Source organism: Streptomyces collinus, from assembly GCF_031348265.1.
Lineage (GTDB): Bacteria > Actinomycetota > Actinomycetes > Streptomycetales > Streptomycetaceae > Streptomyces > Streptomyces collinus.
On sequence record NZ_CP133771.1, the window covers coordinates 2,922,115 to 2,942,962 of the forward strand.

16 protein-coding genes are annotated in these 20,848 nt (G+C 72.1%); 4 read left to right on the forward strand and 12 right to left on the reverse strand.

Annotated features, from left to right (window positions below):
• Positions 1–24: 24 nt before the first annotated feature.
• The 10 genes from RFN52_RS13210 to hrcA all read right to left on the reverse strand — a co-directional run bounded on the left by RFN52_RS13210 (position 25) and on the right by hrcA (position 10,797).
• A complete protein-coding gene (locus tag RFN52_RS13210) occupies positions 25–1,017 on the reverse strand; it encodes an adenosine deaminase (RefSeq protein WP_184846231.1) in 993 nt (330 codons plus the stop codon).
• Between the two features lie 20 nt (positions 1,018–1,037).
• Positions 1,038–1,943 (reverse strand): ribonuclease Z, encoded by a 906-nt coding sequence (locus RFN52_RS13215; protein ID WP_184846233.1) that lies wholly within the window; start codon positions 1,941–1,943, stop codon positions 1,038–1,040.
• Positions 1,944–1,949: 6 nt separating this feature from the next.
• Positions 1,950–2,303: a histidine triad nucleotide-binding protein gene (locus tag RFN52_RS13220; protein WP_184846235.1), complete on the reverse strand. Its 354-nt coding sequence runs from the start codon at positions 2,301–2,303 to the stop codon at positions 1,950–1,952.
• Positions 2,304–2,401: 98 nt separating this feature from the next.
• Positions 2,402–5,593: a S41 family peptidase gene (locus tag RFN52_RS13225; protein WP_184846237.1), complete on the reverse strand. Its 3,192-nt coding sequence runs from the start codon at positions 5,591–5,593 to the stop codon at positions 2,402–2,404.
• Between the two features lie 45 nt (positions 5,594–5,638).
• Positions 5,639–6,184: a hypothetical protein gene (locus RFN52_RS13230; protein ID WP_184846238.1), complete on the reverse strand. Its 546-nt coding sequence runs from the start codon at positions 6,182–6,184 to the stop codon at positions 5,639–5,641.
• 49 nt (positions 6,185–6,233) lie between these two features.
• Positions 6,234–6,626: a VOC family protein gene (locus RFN52_RS13235; RefSeq protein WP_107454896.1), complete on the reverse strand. Its 393-nt coding sequence runs from the start codon at positions 6,624–6,626 to the stop codon at positions 6,234–6,236.
• 16 nt (positions 6,627–6,642) lie between these two features.
• The gene (locus RFN52_RS13240; RefSeq protein ID WP_184846240.1) at positions 6,643–7,383 is read right to left on the reverse strand and encodes a 16S rRNA (uracil(1498)-N(3))-methyltransferase; all 741 of its coding nucleotides are present in this window, start codon (positions 7,381–7,383) and stop codon (positions 6,643–6,645) included.
• The gene (locus RFN52_RS13245) at positions 7,380–8,453 is read right to left on the reverse strand and encodes a nitronate monooxygenase (RefSeq protein WP_184846242.1); all 1,074 of its coding nucleotides are present in this window, start codon (positions 8,451–8,453) and stop codon (positions 7,380–7,382) included. The genes RFN52_RS13240 and RFN52_RS13245 overlap by 4 nt, the downstream gene beginning before the upstream one ends.
• A 191-nt stretch (positions 8,454–8,644) precedes the next feature.
• The gene (dnaJ, locus tag RFN52_RS13250) at positions 8,645–9,781 is read right to left on the reverse strand and encodes a molecular chaperone DnaJ (protein WP_033306348.1); all 1,137 of its coding nucleotides are present in this window, start codon (positions 9,779–9,781) and stop codon (positions 8,645–8,647) included.
• On the reverse strand, positions 9,781–10,797 hold the full coding sequence (hrcA, locus tag RFN52_RS13255; RefSeq protein WP_184846244.1) for a heat-inducible transcriptional repressor HrcA: 1,017 nt from the start codon (positions 10,795–10,797) through the stop codon (positions 9,781–9,783). The genes dnaJ and hrcA overlap by 1 nt, the downstream gene beginning before the upstream one ends.
• A 171-nt stretch (positions 10,798–10,968) precedes the next feature.
• Here hrcA and RFN52_RS13260 point away from each other — a divergent pair, with 171 nt between their 5' ends.
• Both RFN52_RS13260 and RFN52_RS13265 read left to right on the forward strand, forming a co-directional pair.
• A complete protein-coding gene (locus tag RFN52_RS13260; protein WP_184846246.1) occupies positions 10,969–11,700 on the forward strand; it encodes an MBL fold metallo-hydrolase in 732 nt (243 codons plus the stop codon).
• A 31-nt stretch (positions 11,701–11,731) separates the two neighbouring features.
• On the forward strand, positions 11,732–12,535 hold the full coding sequence (locus RFN52_RS13265; protein WP_184846248.1) for a DUF3097 domain-containing protein: 804 nt from the start codon (positions 11,732–11,734) through the stop codon (positions 12,533–12,535).
• Positions 12,536–12,665: 130 nt separating this feature from the next.
• Here RFN52_RS13265 and hemW read toward each other — a convergent pair whose 3' ends face one another.
• Together hemW and RFN52_RS13275 are read right to left on the reverse strand one after the other, a co-directional pair.
• A complete protein-coding gene (gene hemW, locus RFN52_RS13270) occupies positions 12,666–13,898 on the reverse strand; it encodes a radical SAM family heme chaperone HemW (RefSeq protein WP_184846250.1) in 1,233 nt (410 codons plus the stop codon).
• A 27-nt stretch (positions 13,899–13,925) separates the two neighbouring features.
• Positions 13,926–16,145 (reverse strand): SpoIIE family protein phosphatase, encoded by a 2,220-nt coding sequence (locus tag RFN52_RS13275; protein ID WP_184846252.1) that lies wholly within the window; start codon positions 16,143–16,145, stop codon positions 13,926–13,928.
• Between the two features lie 192 nt (positions 16,146–16,337).
• Here RFN52_RS13275 and RFN52_RS13280 point away from each other — a divergent pair, with 192 nt between their 5' ends.
• Complete coding sequence (locus tag RFN52_RS13280; protein ID WP_425579484.1) at positions 16,338–20,333, forward strand: HAMP domain-containing protein; 3,996 nt, start codon at positions 16,338–16,340, stop codon at positions 20,331–20,333.
• Positions 20,330–20,800, forward strand: coding sequence for a response regulator (locus RFN52_RS13285; RefSeq protein WP_184846256.1), 471 nt, complete (start codon positions 20,330–20,332; stop codon positions 20,798–20,800). The genes RFN52_RS13280 and RFN52_RS13285 overlap by 4 nt, the downstream gene beginning before the upstream one ends.
• The last annotated feature ends 48 nt before the right edge of the window (positions 20,801–20,848 follow it).

Here is a 20,848-nt window from a genome sequence, read left to right on the forward strand (position 1 = left end):
ACCCGGAGCCCACCGATCCCGGAGCTACCCGAAGGTATAGGCCTCCACCTCGGCGAGATACCGCGCCCGCAGCTCCTCGTCGTCCTCCAGGAAGGAGGCGAGGAAGGAGTTGCGGGCCAGCTCGCGCAGCCGCTCCTCGGTGAGGCCGAGAGTGGCGCGCACGGCGTCGAAGTTGTCGCCGGCGTAGCCGCCGAAGTAGGCCGGGTCGTCGGAGTTGACCGTGCACATCAGGCCGGCGTCCAGCATGGCGGGCAGGGGGTGGTCGGCGAGGGTGTCGACCGTGCGCAGCCGGACGTTGGACAGCGGGCACAGCGTCAGCGGCACCCGGTCGCGCACCAGCCGCTCCACCAGCGCCGGGTCCTCCACGCAGCGCAGCCCGTGGTCGACACGTTCGACGCCGAGGACGTCCAGCGCCTCGGTGATGTACTCCGGCGGGCCCTCCTCACCGGCGTGGGCGACCCGCCGCAGTCCGAGGGCGCCGGCGGCCTCGTAGACCTCGCGGAACTTCACCGGCGGGTGCCCGACCTCGGCGGAGTCGAGGCCGACGCCGGTGATCCGGTCCAGGTAGGGCTTGGCGGCGTCCAGCGTGGACAGGGCCGACTCGGCGGACTCGTCGCGCAGGAAGCACAGGATCAGCCGGGTCGAGACGCCGTGGTTCGCCTCGCTGCTCCCCAGCGCGCGCCACAGCCCCTCGACGACCGTGCCGATGTCCAGCCCGCGGCTGGTGTGGGCCTGCGGGTCGAAGAAGATCTCCGCGTGCCGCACGCCCTGCGCGGCGGCCCGGGCGAGGTAGGCGTTCGCCAGGTCCTCGAAGTCGCGCTCGGTGCGCAGGACGGCCATGAGCTCGTAGTACAGGTTCAGGAAGGACTGCAGGTCCTCGAACCGGTAGGCCTCGCGCAGCTCGTCCGTGTCGGCGTACGGCAGCGTGACACCGTTGCGCGCGGCGAGCTCGAAAGCGAGTTCCGGTTCCAGGGTGCCTTCGATGTGAAGGTGCAGTTCGGCTTTGGGGAGGGACATCAATTCATCGTACGGCCGTTTCACCGACGCTTCGGAACCGGCACCCTCAGTAGGTCATGGGCCACGGTCAGCTCACCCTCGTACCCGGCGGCCCGGGCCTGGCGCTCGAATTCGTCCGGGTCGGTGTAGCGCTGGCTGAAGTGGGTCAGCACGAGGTGCCGCACGCCGGCGTCCCGGGCCACCCTGGCTGCCTGACCGGCTGTCAGATGCCCGTGTTCGACGGCGAGTTCCTCGTCCTCGTCGAGGAACGTCGACTCGATGACGAGCATGTCGCAGCCCTCGGCGAGCGCGTACACGCCGTCACACAGCCGGGTGTCCATGACGAACGCGAAGCGCTGCCCGCGCCGCGTCTCGCTGACGTCGTCGAGTGAGACCCCGCCGAGTTCTCCCTCGCGCTGGATCCGGCCGACGTCCGGACCCTTGATGCCGTGCGCGGCGAGCCGCTCGGGCAGCATCCGGCGGCCGTCGGGCTCGACGATCCGGTAGCCGTAGGACTCCACCGGGTGCGACAGCTTGCGGGCCTGAAGCGTGTAGCCGCCCGTGCGGGCCAGCGGCCCGTCGGTGGCGACCGGGGCCTCGGTGATGCCGACGGTCTCGCGGTAGGCGGTGGCGTACCGGAGCCGGTCGAAGAAGCGCTGCCCGGAGCGGGGGTAGTGGGCGGTGATCTCGTGCGGGACCCGGTCGAGGTTGATGCGCTGGATGACACCGGCGAGGCCGAGGGAGTGATCGCCGTGGAAGTGCGTGACGCAGATCCGGTTCAGGTCGTGCGCGGCGACCCCGGCACGCAGCATCTGGCGCTGCGTGCCCTCGCCGGGGTCGAACAGGATGCCCTCGCCGTCCCAGCGCAGCAGGTAGCCGTTGTGGTTGCGGTGCCGGGTCGGGACCTGGCTGGCGGTGCCGAGGACCACGAGTTCACGTACGGACAAGGCGGACTACCCCGGGGGCCATTCGAGGCCGCGGCCGCCGAGCACGTGGCCGTGCACGTGCCACACCGTCTGGCCGGCGCCGCTGCCGGTGTTGAAGACGAGGCGGTGGCTGTCGAGCTTCTCCTCGTCGGCGACGGCCTGGGCCTCACGGACCATGTCGGCGGTGAGGGCCGGGTCGGCGGCGGCGAGTGCGGCGGCGTTCTCGTAGTGCGCCTTGGGAATGATCAGGACGTGGGTGGGGGCCTGGGGGTTGATGTCGCGGAACGCGATGGTGGTGTCTGTCTGGCGGACGATCGTCGCCGGGATGGTGCCTGCGACGATCTTGCAGAACAGGCAGTCTTCCTGGGGCTCCCCTGCCATTTTCCCTCCGGGGGTTGGCCGAATGTGGTCCTACTCGGGCATCGTATCGTCGTCGGGTGCGGGCGCGTTCGGGCTGGTCGCGCAGTTCCCCGCGCCCCTTAAGTTGGCAGGCCTGGGGGCGTTTTCGCCGGTACTGCCTCCAGCGCTTCCAGTGCCAGTCGGATCGCCTCGTCCAGCTGGGTGTCCCTGCCCGCCGCGTAGTCCTGCGGGCGTTGCGGGACCTCCACGTCGGGATCCACGCCGTGGTTTTCCACTCCCCACTCGTAGCCCTCCAGCCAGAAGGCGTACTTGGGCTGGGTGACCAGGGTGCCGTCGACGAGGCGGTAGCGGCTGTCGATGCCGATGACGCCGCCCCAGGTGCGGGTGCCGACGACCGGGCCGAGGCCGAGGGCCTTGATCGCCGCGTTGACGATGTCGCCGTCGGAGCCGGAGAACTCGTTGGCGACGGCCACGACGGGGCCGCGCGGGGCGTCCTCCGGGTAGCTGTAGGGGCGCATGCCGCGCGGGACGGCCCAGCCGACGATACGGCGGGCCAGTTTCTCGACGACCAGCTGCGAGGTGTGGCCGCCCCGGTTCTCGCGGACGTCGACGACCAGGCCCTCCCGGGCGACCTCGACGCGCAGGTCGCGGTGGATCTGGGCCCAGCCGGGGGCCTGCATGTCGGGGACGTGGAGGTAGCCGAGGCGGCCGCCGGACCTCTCGTGGACGTAGGCGCGGCGGTCGGCGACCCAGGCGTGGTAGCGCAGGGGCTCCTCGTCGGCGACCGGGACGACGACGGCGTGCCGGGGGTCGCCGCCGCCGGACGGGGAGATGGTCAGTTCGACCGGCTTGTTCGCCGTGCCGATCAGCAGCGGACCCGGGCCGGCGACCGGGTCGACGGGCTGGCCGGCGATCGCCACGATGGCGTCCCCGGGGCGTACCGCGACGCCCGGGGCGGCCAGCGGGCTGCGGGCGTCCGGGTCGGAGGTCTCGGAGGGCAGGATGCGGTCGACGCGCCAACTGCCGTCCTCGTGGCGGGAGATGTCGGCGCCGAGCAGGCCCTGGCGGGGGCCGCCGCCGTGGCCGCCGCGCGGGGTGACGTAGGCGTGCGAGGTGCCGAGCTCGCCCTGGACCTCCCACAGCAGGTCGACCAGGTCGTCGTGGGTCGCGAGCCGCTCCACAACCGGGCGGTAGCGGTCGAGGACGCCGTCCCAGTCGACGCCGCTCATGTCGGGCCGCCAGAAGTGGTCCCGCATGATGCGGCCGTTCTCGTCGAACATCTGGCGCCACTCGGCCGCCGGGTCGACGAACTGGCGTACCCGGCCCAGGTCGACGGTGATGTTGGAGTCGCTGTCGTCGTCGCCCGAGGCGCGCCGGTCGCTGGGCACGACCTTCAGCCGCCCGTCGGTCCACAGCAGCACCCGCTTGCCGTCACCGCTGACCGCGAAGTGGTCGGCGTCGACGGCGAGATGCTCGACGCGCTGCTGGGCGAGGTCGTAACGCTCCAGCTCGGACTTGGGGTCGGGGTCGTCGGGGGTGGCCCGGGACGCGCCGAGCACACCGGTGACCGGGTGGCGCAGCCACAGGACACCGTCCTTGGCGGCGCGCAGGTTGGTGTAGCGGGCGGCCTCGACCGGGAAGGGCACGATGCGGTCGGCGAGGCCTTCGAGGTCGATGCGGGTGGTGGGGGTGCCCTCGCTGTCGGGGGTCTCCTCGCGGTCCGGTGTCTCGAAGGAGCGGCCGTGCCGCTGCGGCCCGAACGGGGAGGGCGTGGTGGCCGCGAGGGTGATCAGATGCGGCCGGGCGCCCACCACGAAGGCCAGGTCGAAGACGTGCTCGTCGTAGACCGGGTCGAAGGAGCGGGTCGACAGGAACGCGAGGTGCTTGCCGTCCATGGTGAACGCGGGCGCGTAGTCCTGGAAGCGCAGCGGGGTGGCCTCGGTGACCGACAGGTCGGTGGTGTTGGCGAGCTTCAGCTGGCACAGGGGCCGGGGGCCGGGGTGGGACCAGGCCAGCCAGGACGAGTCGGGCGAGAAGACGGGCCCGGACACATCGCCGTGCTCGCTGCGGTCCACCTCGCGCACCTCGCCCGTCTCCCGCTCGACGAGCAGCAGGCGGCCGTCGTGGCAGGCGACCGCGGCCCGGCTGCCGTCGGGTGCCATCGCGAGGTCCAGCACCCGGCCGAGCTGCCCGGCGGCGATCCGGCGGGGAGTCGCCCCGGGGGCGAGTCCGGTGGCGGGCGCGAACTCCAGGGCGTCGTCGCCCTCGGCGTCCGTCACCCACACCACCCATTCCTCGCCGTCCGCGCGGAACGTCCGCGGCAGCCGGGCCCGCACCCCGGGCGTGGCGGCCAGTGCGCGGGCCGGGCCGGCGCGGTGGGTGACCCAGTGCACGGAGCCGCGCACGGCGACCGCACTGCCGCGCGCGGTGTGGTCCGGGGACGCCGAGCCGAACCAGCGGGAGGCGTTCACCGGGAACGGCTGGAGATCGGTGCGCTGTCCCCCCAGCCGCACGTCCAGCCGCCGCGGCTCGGCCCCCTCCAGGTCGTCCAGCACCCACAGTTCACCGGCGCTGGAGTAGACGACACGGGTGCCGTCGGTCGCGGCGTGCCGGGCGTAGAAACCGTCGAGGGGGGTGTGGCGGCGCAGGTCGGACCCGTCGGCGAGGGAGGAGTAGAGCGCTCCTGTGCCCTCGTGGTCGGAGAGGAAGGCGATCCTGTCGCCCGCCCACAGCGGGTACTCGATGTTCCCGTCGACGTCCTCGTGCAGCCGCACGAACTGCCCGTCGCCCTCGCGGTCGATCCACAGCTTGCCCGCCGTACCGCCCCGGTACCGCTTCCACCAGGCCGCCTCGCGGCCCATCGGCGCGGACAGCAGCACCGTGTGCGGGCCGTGGGCGACGTCGCCGACGGGCCCGTACGGCAGAGTGGTGGCCGGGCCGCCGTCCAGCGGGACGGCGCGTGCCCAGGTGCGGCGCAGGCTCGCCTGCCCCTCGGTGCTGATCGCCAGGACCTCGCCGTCCGGGGTCCAGCCACGCACCTGCGTCTTGAGACTCCCCCAGTACGTCAGCCGCTTGGCCGGGCCGCCGTCGACCGGGGCGATGAGCACCTCGGGGGCGCCGTCTCTGGTGGAGGTCCAGGCGACCGTGGTGCCGTCGGGCGAGATGCGGGGGTGGGTCACCGGCATGTTGTCGGCGCTGACCCGCCAGGCCCGGCCGCCGTCGAGCGGGGCGAGCCACACGTCGTCCTCGGCGGTGAAGGCGACCAGGTCACCGTGCACATGGGGGAACCGGAGGTAAGCAGACGATGTCACCTGATCACCCTATGCAGGGACCACGCCGCGCGGACAGGGTTCGGATCACTTGCCCTCGACGGGGCGGCAGTCCGGATACTTCTCGCACCAGATGGTCTGGGTGACGGTCACCGTGACGGTCGGCCCGGGCTGCCCGGCCGACGGCCCGCCGACGGGGGGCGGACTGGTGGAGTTGCAGTCGCCGAGCCCGTCGACCTCGAACCACACCTTGCCGTCCACCTTGGCGGTGATCTTCCCGCGCACGCAGGCACCGTCCACCGCGTGGGTGACCTTGCCGTCGACGGTGATGTCCTTGCCGTCCTTGGTCTCGCCCTCGCAGTCGACGGTCGCGACGGTCCGCTCACGCGCCGAGGGTGACGCCTTCCCGCCGCTCTCCCCGTAGTTGGCGGTGCAGGTGAGCCAACGCACGCCCGCCTTCTGCCGGTTGAGTTCTTTGGTCACGGTCTCGTCGGTGGTGTACGCGACGGACGCGGAGCTGATGCTGCCGGGCTCGCAGGCGACGGCGCCGCCCACCGCCAGCGCGCCGAACGTCGCCGCGACCGCCACTCGCCGACCGCGCGGCCCCAGCCGATTCCTCCTCGAAGCCCCCATGGAAGGGAGCCTGCCACTGACGGAGGCCGCGCGGTAGGGCGCAAAGGCGTCAGCCGCGCAGCAGCAGCCACTCCTGGAGCTCCACCAAGTTACCCTCGGGGTCCTTGAGATGCGCCACCCGCATCCGGTCCGTCATGGGCGCAGGGCCGTGCAGCACCGTGGCGCCGCGCATCGTGATCTCCTCGCAGTACGCGTCCAGCCCGTCCACCCGCAGCACCACGAGGGAGCGGTGGCCCTCGGCCGTGTCGCCCAGTTCGTCGAGCACCTCGGCCATCATCGACCGGTCCTGCAACGCGATCCCCGCGGAGCCCACGGCGGGGCTGAACTTCTCGTACGGACCGTCCGCCGCGCCCGACTGCGGTTTGAGGCCGAGGACCTCGCCGTAGAAGCGGTAACAAGCGGCGAAGTCGGTCACGAGCAGACGAACCTGTGCGAGCTCCACGGTGCCTCCAAGGGGATCAGGACCAGCGTCCGGTGCGTGCCAGGAGCACGGCCGCGGCGGCCGTCCCGGCAGTCGATGTGCGCAGCACGCTGCGCCCGAGGCGGTACGCCTGCGCCCCCGCCTCCTCGAACAGCGCCAGCTCCTCCGGCGCCACGCCCCCCTCGGGCCCCACGACCAGCACGATCTCGCCGGTGGCCGGCAGTTCGGCCGTGGCCAGCGGTTCGTCGCCGCTCTCGTGCAGCACGGCGGCGAAGTCCGCCCGGGCCAGCAGGGCGGCGACCTGCTTGGTCGTCGCCGCCTCCGCGACCTCCGGGAAGCGCACCCGGCGGGACTGCTTGCCGGCCTCCCGGGCCGTCGCCCGCCACTTGCCCAGCGCCTTGGCCCCGCGGTCGCCCTTCCACTGCGTGATGCAGCGGGCCGCCGCCCACGGAACGATCGCGTCGACGCCGACCTCGGTCATCGTCTCTACGGCGAGTTCGCCCCGGTCGCCCTTGGGCAGCGCCTGGACGACCGTGACCCGGGGTTCCTCCGCGGGCTCCTCGGACACCGAGTCCAGCTGGAGGATCAGTCGGTCCTTGCCTTCCGTGTCGAGCACGACGCAGTCCGCCCAGCGGCCCGCCCCGTCCGTCAGCACGACGTCCTCACCGGCCCGCAGCCGCTTCACGGAGACGGCGTGCCGCCCCTCCGGTCCGTCGAGGACGTACCGGCCGCCCCCGCCCGCGTCGAAGTGCTCGACCACGAACACCGGCGCGGTCACAGCACGCCCCCGCCCGCCAACGAGGCCCGGGCGGTAGCCAGTTCACCGGCCAGCACCTCGACCAGTTGCCCGGCGGGCAGCTCCCGCGCCATGCGGTGCCCCTGCCCGGCCCACAGCGCCATGCCCTGCGCGTCACCGGCCTTGGCGGCGGCCTTGCGCAGCGGCGAGGTGAGGTGGTGGATCTCGGGGTAGGCGGCGGGCGCGTACGGACCGTGCTCGCGCAGGAACCGGTTGACGAGGCCGCGCGCGGGCCGCCCGGAGAACGCCCGGGTCAACTCCGTTCGGACGAACAGGGGGTTGGTCAGCGCCCGCTTGTGCAGTGCGTTCGCGCCCGACTCGTGCGTGGCGAGGAAGGCGGTGCCCAGCTGGGCGGCGCTCGCGCCCGCCGCGAGCACACCGGCGATCTGGCTGCCGCGCATGATGCCGCCGGCGGCGACGATCGGGATGCTCACGGCTTCGCGGACCTGGGCGATCAGCGACAGCAGCCCGAGGCCGGAACCGTCCGTCTCGGGGACGTCCCGGTGCGTGCCCTGGTGGCCGCCGGCCTCGACGCCCTGGGCGATGACCCCGTCCGCACCCGCCCGTTCGACGGCCCGGGCCTCGTCGGGGGTGGTCGCTGCGGCCAGGACGAAGGTGCCGACGCGGTGCAGGGCGTCGACGACCTCACGGCTCGGGACGCCGAAGTGGAACGACACCACCGGCACGGGGTTGTCGCGCAGCACCACGAGCTTGGCCTCGAAGCCGTCGTCGCGTCCGCTGTCCGGATCGCCGAGCTCGGCCTCGTACCAGGTGGCCTCGCCGGCCAGCTGGTGGGCGTAGACGTCGACGGCGGCGGGGTCTGCGTACTCCGGCTGGGGCATGAAGACGTTGACGCCGAAGGGCCTGCTGGTGAGGCTCCGGAGCTGCTTGATCTCCTGGTACATCCCGTCGGCGGTCTTGTACCCGGCGGCGAGGAACCCGAGCCCGCCCGCCTCGCACACGGCCGCGGCGAGCTGCGGTACGGAGACGCCGCCCGCCATGGGGGCCTGCACGATCGGGAGGGGGAAGAGATCGGTCAGTGCGGAGGACATGACCGCATGTTGTCACGTCCTCCGAACAACTCCGAAACCGGCCTGCCGACTGGCATAGACCAGAAGCACGCCCGGTCTCAGCGCCCGTTGAAGGCGTCCTTCAACCGCGAGAACAGCCCCTGCTGCCCAGGCTGACCGCGCCTGCCCGGGGGACAACCCCCGGACCCCCGGCAGCGGCCGGACCGCTCACCTCAGCGCCCGTTGAAGGCATCCTTCAACCGCGAGAACAGCCCCTGCTGCCCAGGCTGGAACTGCCCCGTGGGCCGTTCCTCGCCGCGGAGCTTGGAGAGCTCGCGCAGCAGGCGCTCCTGCTCGGGGTCGAGCTTGGTCGGGGTCTGGACCTCGACGTGGACGATGAGGTCGCCGCGCCCGCCGCCGCGCAGGTGCGTGACGCCCCGGCCGTGCAGCGGGATCGACTGGCCGGACTGGGTGCCCGGACGGATGTCGACCTCCTCCATGCCGTCGAGCGTCTCCAGCGGCACCTTCGTGCCGAGGGCCGCCGCCGTCATGGGGATCGTCACCGTGCAGTGCAGGTCGTCGCCGCGCCGCTGGAACGTGCTGTGCGGCAGCTCGTGGATCTCGACGTAGAGGTCACCGGCGGGACCGCCGCCGGGGCCGACCTCGCCCTCGCCGGCGAGCTGGATCCGCGTGCCGTTGTCGACACCGGCCGGGATCTTCACCGTGAGCGTGCGGCGGGACCGGACGCGGCCGTCACCGGCGCACTCCGGGCAGGGGGTCGGGACGACCGTGCCGAAGCCCTGGCACTGCGGGCAGGGGCGGGACGTCATGACCTGGCCCAGGAAGGACCGGGTGACCTGCGAGACCTCACCGCGGCCGCGGCACATGTCACACGTCTGGGCGGAGGTGCCCGGGGCCGCGCCCTCACCGCTACAGGTGTTGCAGACGACGGCCGTGTCGACCTGGATGTCCTTGGTCGTACCGAAGGCGGCCTCGTCGAGTTCGACCTCGATGCGGATCATCGCGTCCTGGCCGCGGCGGGTGCGCGAGCGCGGTCCGCGCTGCGACGCCGTGCCGAAGAACGCGTCCATGATGTCCGAGAAGTTCCCGAAACCGCCGGCTCCGAAGCCGCCCGCGCCGCCGCCTCCGGCCTGCGAGAGCGGGTCGCCGCCGAGGTCGTAGACCTGCTTCTTCTGCGGGTCCGACAGCACCTCGTAAGCGGCGTTGATCTCCTTGAACCGCTCTTGGGTCTTCGGATCGGGGTTGACGTCCGGGTGCAGCTCGCGCGCGAGCCGCCGGAAGGCCTTCTTGATCTCTTCCTGCGACGCGTCGCGGCGCACGCCGAGTACGGCGTAGTAGTCCGTGGCCACTACGACTCCGCCAGGATCTGTCCGACGTACCGTGCCACTGCGCGTACCGCTCCCATCGTTCCCGGGTAGTCCATGCGGGTCGGTCCGACCACGCCGAGCTTGGCGACTGCCTCGCCGCCCGAACCGTAGCCGACCGACACGACGGACGTGGAGTTGAGTCCTTCGTGGGCGTTCTCGTGACCGATCCGTACGGTCACGCCCGGATCCTTCGCCTCGCCGAGCAGCTTGAGGAGCACGACCTGCTCCTCCAGCGCCTCCAGCACCGGCCGGATCGTGAGAGGGAAGTCATGTCCGAAGCGGGTCAGATTGGCGGTGCCGCCGATCATCAGCCGCTCCTCGTTCTCCTCGACGAGCGTCTCCAGAAGTGTGGAGAGCACCGTAGAGACCGTACCCCGGTCCTCGTGCTCGAACGCCTCCGGGAGATCCTCCACCAGACTCGGCACATCCGCGAAACGGCGGTTCGCCACGCAGCTGTTGAGTCGCGCGCGCAGGTCCGCGAGCGAGGCGTCACCGAAGGGCGCCGGGCAGTCGACCACGCGCTGCTCGACCCGCCCGGTGTCCGTGATCAGCACGAGCATGACGCGCGCGGGCGCCAGGGAGAGCAACTCCACATGCCGCACGGTGGACCGGGTCAGCGACGGGTACTGCACGACGGCGACCTGGCGGGTGAGCTGCGCGAGCAGCCGCACCGTGCGCGCCACGACGTCGTCGAGGTCGACGGCACCTTCGAGGAAGTTCTGGATGGCGCGCCGCTCGGGCGCGGTCATCGGCTTGACGCCGGCGAGCTTGTCGACGAACAGCCGGTAGCCCTTGTCGGTGGGGATGCGCCCGGCACTGGTGTGCGGCTGGGCGATGTACCCCTCGTCCTCCAGGGCCGCCATGTCGTTGCGGACGGTGGCCGGGGAGACGCCCAGGCTGTGCCGCTCGGTGAGGGCCTTGGAGCCCACCGGCTCCTCGGTGCCGACGTAGTCCTGGACGATGGCGCGCAGCACCTGAAGCCTGCGTTCACTGAGCATCGCGCACACCTCCAGAAGTCGTCCGCCCGTGGTCCTGCCTGTCGAGCCTGGCACTCTGCGCGTGCGAGTGCCAGCATCCCCCGGCCCAGTGTACGGCGGTGGGGTACACCCCCGGCAAGGCTGGTCGTGCGGCGCCGTGCCCCGAGCGGGGCGCACCGCTAGCGTCGCCGTATGACGGTGACTTGGGAAGACCTCGGATGGGAGCGCGTGGCCGCCGGCGTGGGGCGGTGCCGGCTGCCGGTGTGGGACTGCACGATCGGGCTGGTCGCCGGGGAGGGGGCGGTCCTCATGATCGACGCGGGGTCGAGCCTCGCCGAGGGCGCGAAACTGGGCGCGCAGGCGCGGGCGCTCACCGGTCACCGTGTGACACATCTCGCGCTGACCCATCCGCACTTCGACCATGTCTTCGGCGCCGCGGCGCTCCCGGACACCGAGGTGTTCGGCGCGGTGGGCGTGGACGCGCTGCTGACGCGGGTGCGGGACCGCGAGGAACTGCGTGAGGACGGGGTGCGCCAGGGCCTGGCGGCGCCCACGGCCCAGGAGGCGGCGGAGCGGCTGGTCCCGCCCGGCCACCTGGTCTCCGGCGAGTGGACGCTCGACCTGGGCGGCGGGCGGCAGGTGCTGCTGGCGAACGTCGGCCCGGGGCACACCGCGCACGATCTGGCGGTGCTGGTGCCCGGTGATCCGGAGGTGGTGTTCTGCGGCGATCTGGTCGAGGAGTCCGGCGAGCCGCAGGCGGGCCCCGACGCGGTGCCGTCGCACTGGCCGGCCGCCCTGGACCGGCTGCTCGACCTGGGCGGCGAGGACGCGGTGTACGTGCCCGGTCACGGAGCGGTGGTGGACGCGGCGTTCGTGCGGGCGCAACGGGACGCGCTGGCGGCGCGTTTCGGCGTGTCGCGGTGATCGCCCTCCGGCTTCTCCTATCGTCATGCGAATGCGCCAGTACTCCGCCGATCTGACCCCGCCGTGGAAGAAGCCGAAGCCGGTGCCCGAGGTCGCGGCGGAGCCGGGTCTGGTGGTGGAGGAGCCGGGGACCGGCTTCTGCGGTGCGGTGATCCGCTGCGAGGCGGGCACGGTGACACTGGAGGACCGCTTCGGCAAGCACCGGGTGTTCCCGATGGAGCCGCGCGGCTTCCTGCTGGAGGGCAGGGTGGTGACGCTCGTCCGCCCCGCGCCGGGCGGCCCCGCGCGTCCCACCCGCACGGCCTCCGGTTCGGTCGCCGTCCCCGGAGCACGCGCGCGTGTCGCCCGCGCCGGCCGCATCTACGTCGAGGGCCGGCACGACGCCGAGCTGGTCGAGAAGGTGTGGGGCGACGACCTGCGCATCGAGGGCGTGGTCGTGGAGTACCTGGAGGGCGTCGACGACCTGCCGTCGATCGTCTCCGAGTTCGCCCCCGGGCCGGACGCGCGGCTGGGCGTCCTGGTGGACCACCTCGTACCCGGCTCGAAGGAGTGGCGCATCGCCCAGTCGGTGACGAGCGAACACGCCCTGGTCGTCGGCCACCCGTACATCGACGTCTGGGAGGCGGTGAAGCCGTCGTCCCTGGGCATCGACGCCTGGCCCCGCGTCCCACGCGGCCAGGACTGGAAGACGGGCGTGTGCAGGGCCCTGGGCTGGCCGGAGAACACCGGCGCGGCCTGGCAGCGGATCCTGTCGGGAGTCCACTCGTACAAGGACCTGGAGCCGGAGTTGCTGGGCCGGGTGGAGGAGCTGATCGACTTCGTGACGGCGCCCTAGCTGCGGGCATACGACGGCCGCCCCGCTGCGGGCATGCGTGCCGCGAGGGGCGGCTCCCGTCCCAAGGAGAGCTGCACCCCGCTACGCCGGGCTGCGAAACCCCCCGCGCCCGGCGCCGAGGCCGAGCACCTCAGTCCACGAGATCGCGCACCACGCCGTCAGCCAGCAACCTGCCCCGCAGCGTGAGCACAGCCCGCCCCTCCTCATACGGTCCCGCCTGCAGCAGCCCGTCCGACAGCGCCCTGCGCGAAGCAGCAAGCCCCTCCTCCCGCAGCAGCGACAACGGCACCCCCTCCTTGAGCCGAAGCTCCAGCAGAATCCGCTCGACCCGCCGGTCCTCCTCCGACAGCACCTCACGCCCGGCCCCCGGCGACCTCCCCGAAGCCAGTGCACCCGCATACGCCCCCGGATGCTTGACGTTCCACCACCGCACCCCGCCCACGTGGCTGTGCGCGCCGGGCCCGGCCCCCCACCAGTCGGCTCCCCGCCAGTACAGCTCGTTGTGCAGGCACCGCCCGGCCTCCGAGGTCGCCCAGTTCGACACCTCGTACCACTCGAAGCCCGCGCCCGAGAGCACCTCGTCCGCGATCAGGTACCGGTCGGCATGGACGTCGTCGTCGGTCATCGGCACCTCGCCGCGCCGGATCCGCCGCGCGAGCTGCGTGCCCTCCTCGACGATCAGCGCGTACGCACTGACGTGATCCGGCCCGGCCCCCAGCACCGCGTCCAGCGACGCCCGCCAGTCGTCGTCGGACTCACCCGGCGTGCCGTAGATCAGGTCGAGGTTCACGTGCTCGAACCCGGCGCCCCGGGCCTCCGCCACACACGCCTCGGGCCGACCCGGCGTGTGCGTGCGGTCCAGCACCTTCAGCACATGCTGCCGGGCGCTCTGCATCCCGAAGGAGATCCGGTTGAAGCCGCCCTCGCGCAGGGCCGCCAGATACGCCGGATCGACCGACTCCGGGTTGGCCTCCGTCGTGATCTCGGCGTCCTCCGCGAGCCCGAACTCGTCGCGGACGGCCTTCAGCATCCGGACGAGATCACCGGCGTCCAGCAGCGTGGGCGTGCCCCCGCCCACGAACACCGTCCGGACCGGGCGCGGGTCGTCGCCCAGCACCTTGCGCGCCAGCCGGACCTCGTCGGCCAGTGTCTCGGCATAGTTGTCGCGTGAGGCGAGGACCCCGCCGGTGCCGCGCAGCTCGGTCGCGGTGTACGTGTTGAAGTCGCAGTAGCCGCAGCGGGTCGCGCAGTACGGGACGTGCAGGTAGAACCCGAGGGGGCGGTCGGCGGCCCCGGCGAGCGCGGACGCGGGCAGCGCGCCGTCGTCGGGGACGGGCTCGCCGTCGGGAAGTGCGGAAGGCATGCCTTCCATTGTCCAGCACCCGCGCGGTCAGTCCGCCTGGAGCACCAGCAGGGCGAGATCGTCCGCCGGGGGCCGCGCTCCGAACTCGTGCACGAGCCGTTTGATCCGCTCGGCTATCAGCTCCGCGTCCAGCCCGGCGCACCCGGCCAGTGCCGCGGCGAGCCCGTCCCCGTCGTCGAACTGGCGCGAGCCCGAGCGGCGCTCGGTCACACCGTCGGTGACGCACAGCAGCGTGTCGCCGGAACGCAGCTCGAAGGTCTCGCTGGTGTAGGTGGCGTCCTCGACGACGCCCAGCAGGGTCTGCGGCTGCGCGCACGGGTGGACCTCGCCGCCCGCCCCGAGCCGCAGGGGCAGCGGGTGCCCGGCGGAGGCGACGGTGCAGCGGACCCCGCCGTCGAAGGGGACCAGCTCGCCGTAGAGCAAGGACAGGAAGCGCGTCTGCGGGCCGTCGCCGGGCGGGGTCGGCCGTGCCCCCGCCGCCACCAGGGCCCGGGCCGCCGCGTCCGCGGCCTCCGTGGCGTCGTCGAGCAGCAGCTGGTTGAGGCGGTCGAGGACGTCGGCGACGCGGTACCCCTCGCGGGCGAGCAGCCGCAGCCAGGGCCGGGCCAGGCCGATCACGACGGCCGCCTCGGGCCCCTTGCCCTGGACGTCGCCGACGGCGAAGCACCAGCGGCCGTCGCCGGCCGGGAACAGGTCGTAGAAGTCGCCGCTCGGACCTCCCTTGTCGCACGGCTCGTATACGAGGGCGCTGCGCATGCCGGGGATCTCGGCCACGGCACCGGGCAGCAGTCCGCGCTGGAGGACGGCACTGATGGTGGCCTGGCGGGCGTACTGGCGGGCGGCGCCGATGGCGAGGGCCACCCGGCGGCTGAGGTCCTCGACGAGGCCGGTGATCTCGTCGGGGAAGCCGGCCTTCCCGGAGCGTCCGATGACGAGGGTGCCCAGCGGGCGCCCTCCGGCGACCAGCCGGTACGCGAGGGCCGCGCCGGGCTCGCCGTCCCCGAGCGCCTCGCCGGGCCAGGGGTAGTCGACGGGCCCGGACCCGCCGCGCTCCCGGCCACGCTCGAACGGGGACGTCCCCGTCAGGTCGAACGGCTGCGGCGGGTCCTTCTCCAGGACGCGGCGCAGCTCCTCGATGCGGTTCTCGCTGCCGTGCCAGACTCGGGCCAGGCGCGGTCCTCCCACGCCGGCTCCGCCGCTCCAGCCGCCGCCGGTGGCCTCGTCCTCCAGCCACACCGCGCACCAGTCGGCCAGCCGCGGCACGATCAGCTGCCCGGCGAGGGCCGCGACCAGGTCCTCGTCGAGCTGCCCGGCCAGCAGGTCGGAGGCCTCGGCGAGGAAGGAGAGGGCGCCACGGCCGAGCCAGGCGCCGTCGGGCCCGTTGCGTCCGTCGCGGTTCTCGTGCCGGTCCCGCCAGTCCCGCAGGTCGTTCCAGTCACGCAGGCCGTCGACTTCCCGTAAGTCCGGCCAGTCCCGGGCCTCTCCGCCCTCACGCGAGCCCCAGGTCTCTCCCGCTTCACGCAGATCCCACGGCTCTCCCGTGCCACGCCGGCTCCCCAGGGCCTCCCCGGCCTCGTCGTCCGGGTGCGGCTCGGGTGCCAGGATCTCCGCGACCCGCAGGCCGCGCGCCAGCGCGTGCTCCCCGGCGTACGCCTCGATCTGCTCGCCCGCCGTGCACCCCGCGGCGGGCAGCCGGGCCCAGACGGTCTTGCGGCCCGTGCGGTACGTGATCCCCCACGCCTCGGAGAGCGCACCGACGAGCCGCAGGCCGCGCCCGTGCTCGGGGGTGTCGTGCGGTGTCTCCGGCTCGCTGCCGCGGGGCGCGCGGGAGGGGTGGTGGTCGGAGACCTCGACGACGAGCGCCGCCGTGCCGGGGGCGTCGCCTTCCAGCCGGCACTCCATCTCGACGTCGGTGCCGGCGTGCACGACGGCGTTGGTGACGAGTTCGCTGACGACGAGCACGGCGTCGTCGGCGAGACGGTCGGTGAGGTGCTCGGCGCCGGGCAGGCCGAGTTCGGTCCACTCGGTGAGCGCCGCGCGCACCAGGTCGCGGGCGGCGCCCGGCGCGAGCGAACTGCCGGGCAGGGTCGCGCACGCCCGCGCACCCCCCGGCGCGTACGCCTCCGCACGGGGTGCGGGCTCCTCAAAAACGGGCCCCTCCTGGACGGGCACAGGCGTCTCCCCAGCGTGTGCAGGCGCCTCTGAGGCACGGGAGACGGTCTCCCGTTGCGTCGGAATGGCCCCCATGGACGGCTCCCCGGGCAGTTCGTACGAATACGCCACAGTCGATGCCGACAGAGTGACAGACTGACTACGCCCATAAGCGCCGAGTTACCGAAGTGGGCCGTCATGAGTGAGAACAGTGCTACTCCTGTGGTCGAAGACCGGTACGAAGACGGTCAGATTCGTGCATCCGATCTGCGTCCCCTGCTCGCCGCCATGACGGCCGCCCGTGACGGCGACTTCACCAAGGTGCCGGAATCCGGCCACGGGATGGCGGCCGAACTCTCCGCGGTCTTCAACCAGATCATGGACCGCAGCGTCCACTTCACCACCGAGGTGCAGCGCGTCAGACGGGAGCTGGTCCGCCACGGCCGGCTCGACGAGCGGCTCTCGGCCAGCCCGGGCCAGGGTCTGTGGACGTCCCGGGTCAACGACGTGAACCAGCTGCTCGACGCCCTGGTCGCCCCCGCGGCGAACGCCACGCGCGTGCTGGACGCGGTGGCCGGCGGCGATCTGACCCAGCGGGTCGATCTGCACGACGGCACGCGGCAGTTGCGCGGTGACCTGCGGCGTCTGGGCCGGGCCGTGAACAAGATGGTGGACCAGCTCTCCCTGTTCACCGGCGAGGTGACGCGGGTGGCCCGCGAGGTCGGCACCGAGGGGCGGCTCGGGGGCCGCGCCAAGGTGCAGGGCCTGTCGGGCAGTTGGCGGGACGTGACGGAGGCCGTCAACACGATGGCGTCCCGGCTGACGGCCCAGGTGCGGGACATCGCGGCGGTGACGACGGCGGTGGCCCGCGGCGACCTGACCCGCACGGTCACGGTCGAGGCGACCGGCGAGCTGCTGGAGCTGAAACTGACCGTCAACACGATGGTGGACCAGCTGTCCGCCTTCGCCGACGAGGTCACCCGCGTGGCCCGCGAGGTCGGCACCGAGGGCCAGCTGGGCGGCCGGGCCCAGGTGCGGGGCGTGTCCGGGGTGTGGAAGGACCTCACCGACAACGTCAACTTCATGGCGTCGAACCTGACTTCGCAGGTCCGCAACATCGCCCAGGTGACGACGGCCGTGGCCAACGGCGACCTGTCGCAGAAGATCACCGTCGACGCGCAGGGCGAGATCCTGGAGCTCAAGTCGACCATCAACACGATGGTGGACCAGCTCTCCGCCTTCGCCGACGAAGTGACCCGCGTCGCCCGCGAGGTCGGCACCGAGGGCAACCTCGGCGGCCGGGCCCAGGTCCGGGGCGTCTCCGGGGTCTGGAAGGACCTCACCGACAACGTCAACTTCATGGCGGACAACCTCACCTCCCAGGTGCGGAACATCGCCCTCGTCTCCACCGCCGTCGCCCAGGGCGACCTGGGCAAGAAGATCACGGTCGAGGCCAAGGGCGAGATCCTGGAGCTGAAGTCCACGATCAACACGATGGTGGACCAGCTCTCCGCCTTCGCCGACGAAGTGACCCGCGTCGCCCGCGAGGTCGGCACGGAAGGCAACCTCGGCGGCCAGGCGCAGGTCCGGGGCGTCTCCGGCGTCTGGAAGGACCTCACCGACAACGTCAACTTCATGGCGCTGAACCTGACCTCGCAGGTCCGCAACATCGCCCAGGTGACGACGGCCGTCGCCAACGGCGACCTGTCGAAGAAGATCACGGTCGACGCCCGCGGCGAGATCCTGGAGTTGAAGGACACCGTCAACACGATGGTGGAGCAGCTGCGCGCCTTCGCCGACGAGGTCACGCGCGTGGCCCGCGAGGTCGGCACCGACGGCCGGCTCGGCGGGCGGGCCCAGGTGCTGGGCGTTTCCGGCGTCTGGCGGGACCTGACGGACAACGTCAACTCCATGGCCGACAACCTCACCTCCCAGGTGCGCAACATCGCCCAGGTCGCGACGGCCGTGGCGCAGGGCGATCTGTCCCGGAAGATCGACGTGGACGCGCGCGGCGAGATCCTGGAGCTGAAGACCACGATCAACACGATGGTCGACACGCTGTCCTCCTTCGCCTCGGAGGTCACGCGCGTGGCCCGCGAGGTCGGCTCCGAGGGACAGCTCGGCGGCCAGGCCAGGGTCGAGGGCGTCTACGGCACCTGGAAGCGCCTGACGACGAACGTCAACGAACTGGCCTCGAACCTCACCACCCAGGTCCGCGCCATCGCCGAGGTCGCCTCCGCCGTGGCCCAGGGCGACATGTCCCGCTCGATCACGGTGGAGACACAGGGCGAGGTCGCCGAGCTGAAGGACAACATCAACCTGATGGTGGCCAACCTGCGTGAGACGACCCGCGCGAAGGACTGGCTGGAGTCCAACCTGGCTCGGCTCGCCGCCCTGATGCAGGGCCACCGGGACCTGATGGAGGTCGCCGACCTGATACTCCGCGAGCTGACCCCGCTGGTGAACGCCCAGTACGGCGCGTTCTACCTGGCCGACCCGGAGGAGGACGGCGCGACGGTTCCCACCAAGGGCCTGGCCTTCATCGCCGGTTACGGGGCCGCCCAGGACGCGACCGTGGAGACCGGCGGCCTGCCGGTGCACGGTCTGGTCGCGCAGGCGGCCCGGGAGAAGAAGCGGATCCTGGTCGAGGGCGCCCCGCCCGACTACATCAAGATCAACAGCGGCCTCGGCGAGGCGGCCCCCACGACCATCGTCATCATCCCGATCCTCTTCGAGGACAAACTGCTCGGCGTCATCGAACTGGCTTCCTTCTCCCGCTTCTCCGACGTGCACCTGGCGTTCTTCGACCAGTTCGTCAACACCATCGGCGTCGCCATCAACACGATCATCGCCAACTCCCGCACGGAATCCCTGCTCGGCGAGTCCCAGCGCCTGGCCATGCAGCTCCAGGAGCGCTCGGACGAACTCCAGAAGCAGCAGGGCGAGCTCCAGCGCTCCAACGCCGAACTGGAGGAGAAGGCCGCCCTGCTGGCCACGTCCTCCCAGTACAAGTCCGAGTTCCTGGCCAACATGTCGCACGAGCTGCGCACGCCGCTGAACTCCCTGCTGATTCTCGCCCGGCTGCTCTCCGACAACCCGGACGGCCATCTCTCCGACCAGGAGGTGCAGTTCGCGACGACGATCCACCGCTCGGGCTCGGACCTGCTCCAGCTGATCAACGACATCCTCGACCTGTCGAAGATCGAGGCCGGCCGGATGGACGTACGCCCCAAGCGGCTCCCCCTCATCAAGCTGCTCGACTACGTCCACGCCACCTTCCGTCCGCTCACCCTGGACCGGGGCCTGGCCTTCGAGGTGGCGGTCGGCGAGGACGTACCGCGCGAGATGTACTCGGACGAACAGCGCCTCCAGCAGATCCTGCGCAACCTGCTCTCGAACGCGATCAAGTTCACCGCGAACGGCAAGGTCGAGCTGCGGGTGGACCGGGTGCAGGACGCCGAGCACCGCTGGGTCCGGGACACCGACGACGTCATCGCGTTCACCGTGTCCGACACCGGCATCGGGATCGCGCCGGAGAAGCTCCCCGTGATCTTCGAGGCGTTCCAGCAGGCCGACGGCACCACCAACCGCAAGTACGGCGGGACCGGCCTCGGCCTGTCCATCAGCCGGGAGATCGCGGGCCTGCTCGGCGGCCGGATCGTCGCCGAGAGCGAACCGGGCAAGGGGTCCACCTTCACCCTCTACGTCCCGGTCGTCAGCCCCGGCCACACGGCACCGGCACCGGTACCGGGCCCCGAGGACCGCACCGGCCTGCCGCTGCCCCTCCGGCCGGCCGCCGAGCCGTTCCCGGTGGCGCATGACACGGACGACGCCTGGCCGTCCCCGACCAAGCTGGAGGCGTGGACGTCCGGCAGGCCGGGCCGGATCCTGGCCGGCCGGCGGGTGCTGATCGTCGACGACGACATCCGCAACGTCTTCGCCCTCACCCATGTCCTGGGCCGGGTCGGCATGACCGTGCTGTACGCGGAGAACGGCCGCGAGGGCATCGAGACACTGGAGCGCAGCGGGGACGTGGAACTGGTCCTGATGGACATCATGATGCCGGAGATGGACGGCTACGAAACCATCTCCGCGATCCGCCGCACACCCCGCTGGGCGGGCCTGCCGATCGTCGCCCTGACCGCGAAGGCGATGCCCGGAGACCGGGAGAAGTCCATCGCCCGGGGCGCCAACGACTATGTGCCCAAGCCGGTGGACATCGACGGCCTGCTGACGGTCGTGTGCGAACTGCTGGACCCCGAGGGCACGGAAGAAGAGGCATGAGCAGCACGGCCACTCACCCCGAACGCGCCGGAATCCTCCTCGTCGACGACATGGAGGACAACCTGACCGCCCTGGAGGCCGTCCTCGCCGCCCTCAACGAACCGCTGGTACGCGCCCGCTCCGGCGAGGAGGCGATGAAGGCCCTGCTGCGGCAGCCCATCGCCCTGGTCCTGCTCGACATCCGCATGCCCGGCATGGACGGCTTCGAGACGGCCGCCCACATCAAACGCCTCGACCAGACCCGTGACGTCCCGATCATCTTCCTCACCGGCGCGGACGACGACTCGGGCTACGCCTTCCGCGGCTACGCGACGGGCGCCGCGGACTACGTGACCAAGCCCTTCGACCCGTGGGTGCTCAGGGCCAAGGTCAGCGTCTTCCTGGACCTCTACCGAAAAGGCAGAGAGGTGGAACGCCTCAGGGCGGAGGTCCAGGACTTGCGACGCCGGGTGGGAGAAGTCACCTAGGGGTGCGGGGCTGTGTCGACGTGCGGCTCCGCCGCGTGGGCGCGAACG

Bases quoted from the DNA above. Each gene is read 5' to 3' on its own strand.
- RFN52_RS13210 (WP_184846231.1), bottom strand. From the start codon at position 1,017: ATGTCCCTCCCCAAAGCCGAACTGCACCTTCACATCGAAGGCACCCTG.
- RFN52_RS13220 (WP_184846235.1), bottom strand. From the start codon at position 2,303: ATGGCAGGGGAGCCCCAGGAAGACTGCCTGTTCTGCAAGATCGTCGCA.
- RFN52_RS13230 (WP_184846238.1), bottom strand. From the start codon at position 6,184: ATGGGGGCTTCGAGGAGGAATCGGCTGGGGCCGCGCGGTCGGCGAGTG.
- RFN52_RS13245 (WP_184846242.1), bottom strand. From the start codon at position 8,453: ATGTCCTCCGCACTGACCGATCTCTTCCCCCTCCCGATCGTGCAGGCC.
- hrcA (WP_184846244.1), bottom strand. From the start codon at position 10,797: ATGCTCAGTGAACGCAGGCTTCAGGTGCTGCGCGCCATCGTCCAGGAC.
- RFN52_RS13260 (WP_184846246.1), top strand. From the start codon at position 10,969: ATGACGGTGACTTGGGAAGACCTCGGATGGGAGCGCGTGGCCGCCGGC.
- RFN52_RS13265 (WP_184846248.1), top strand. From the start codon at position 11,732: ATGCGCCAGTACTCCGCCGATCTGACCCCGCCGTGGAAGAAGCCGAAG.
- hemW (WP_184846250.1), bottom strand. From the start codon at position 13,898: ATGCCTTCCGCACTTCCCGACGGCGAGCCCGTCCCCGACGACGGCGCG.
- RFN52_RS13275 (WP_184846252.1), bottom strand. From the start codon at position 16,145: ATGGGGGCCATTCCGACGCAACGGGAGACCGTCTCCCGTGCCTCAGAG.
- RFN52_RS13280 (WP_425579484.1), top strand. From the start codon at position 16,338: ATGACGGCCGCCCGTGACGGCGACTTCACCAAGGTGCCGGAATCCGGC.
- RFN52_RS13285 (WP_184846256.1), top strand. From the start codon at position 20,330: ATGAGCAGCACGGCCACTCACCCCGAACGCGCCGGAATCCTCCTCGTC.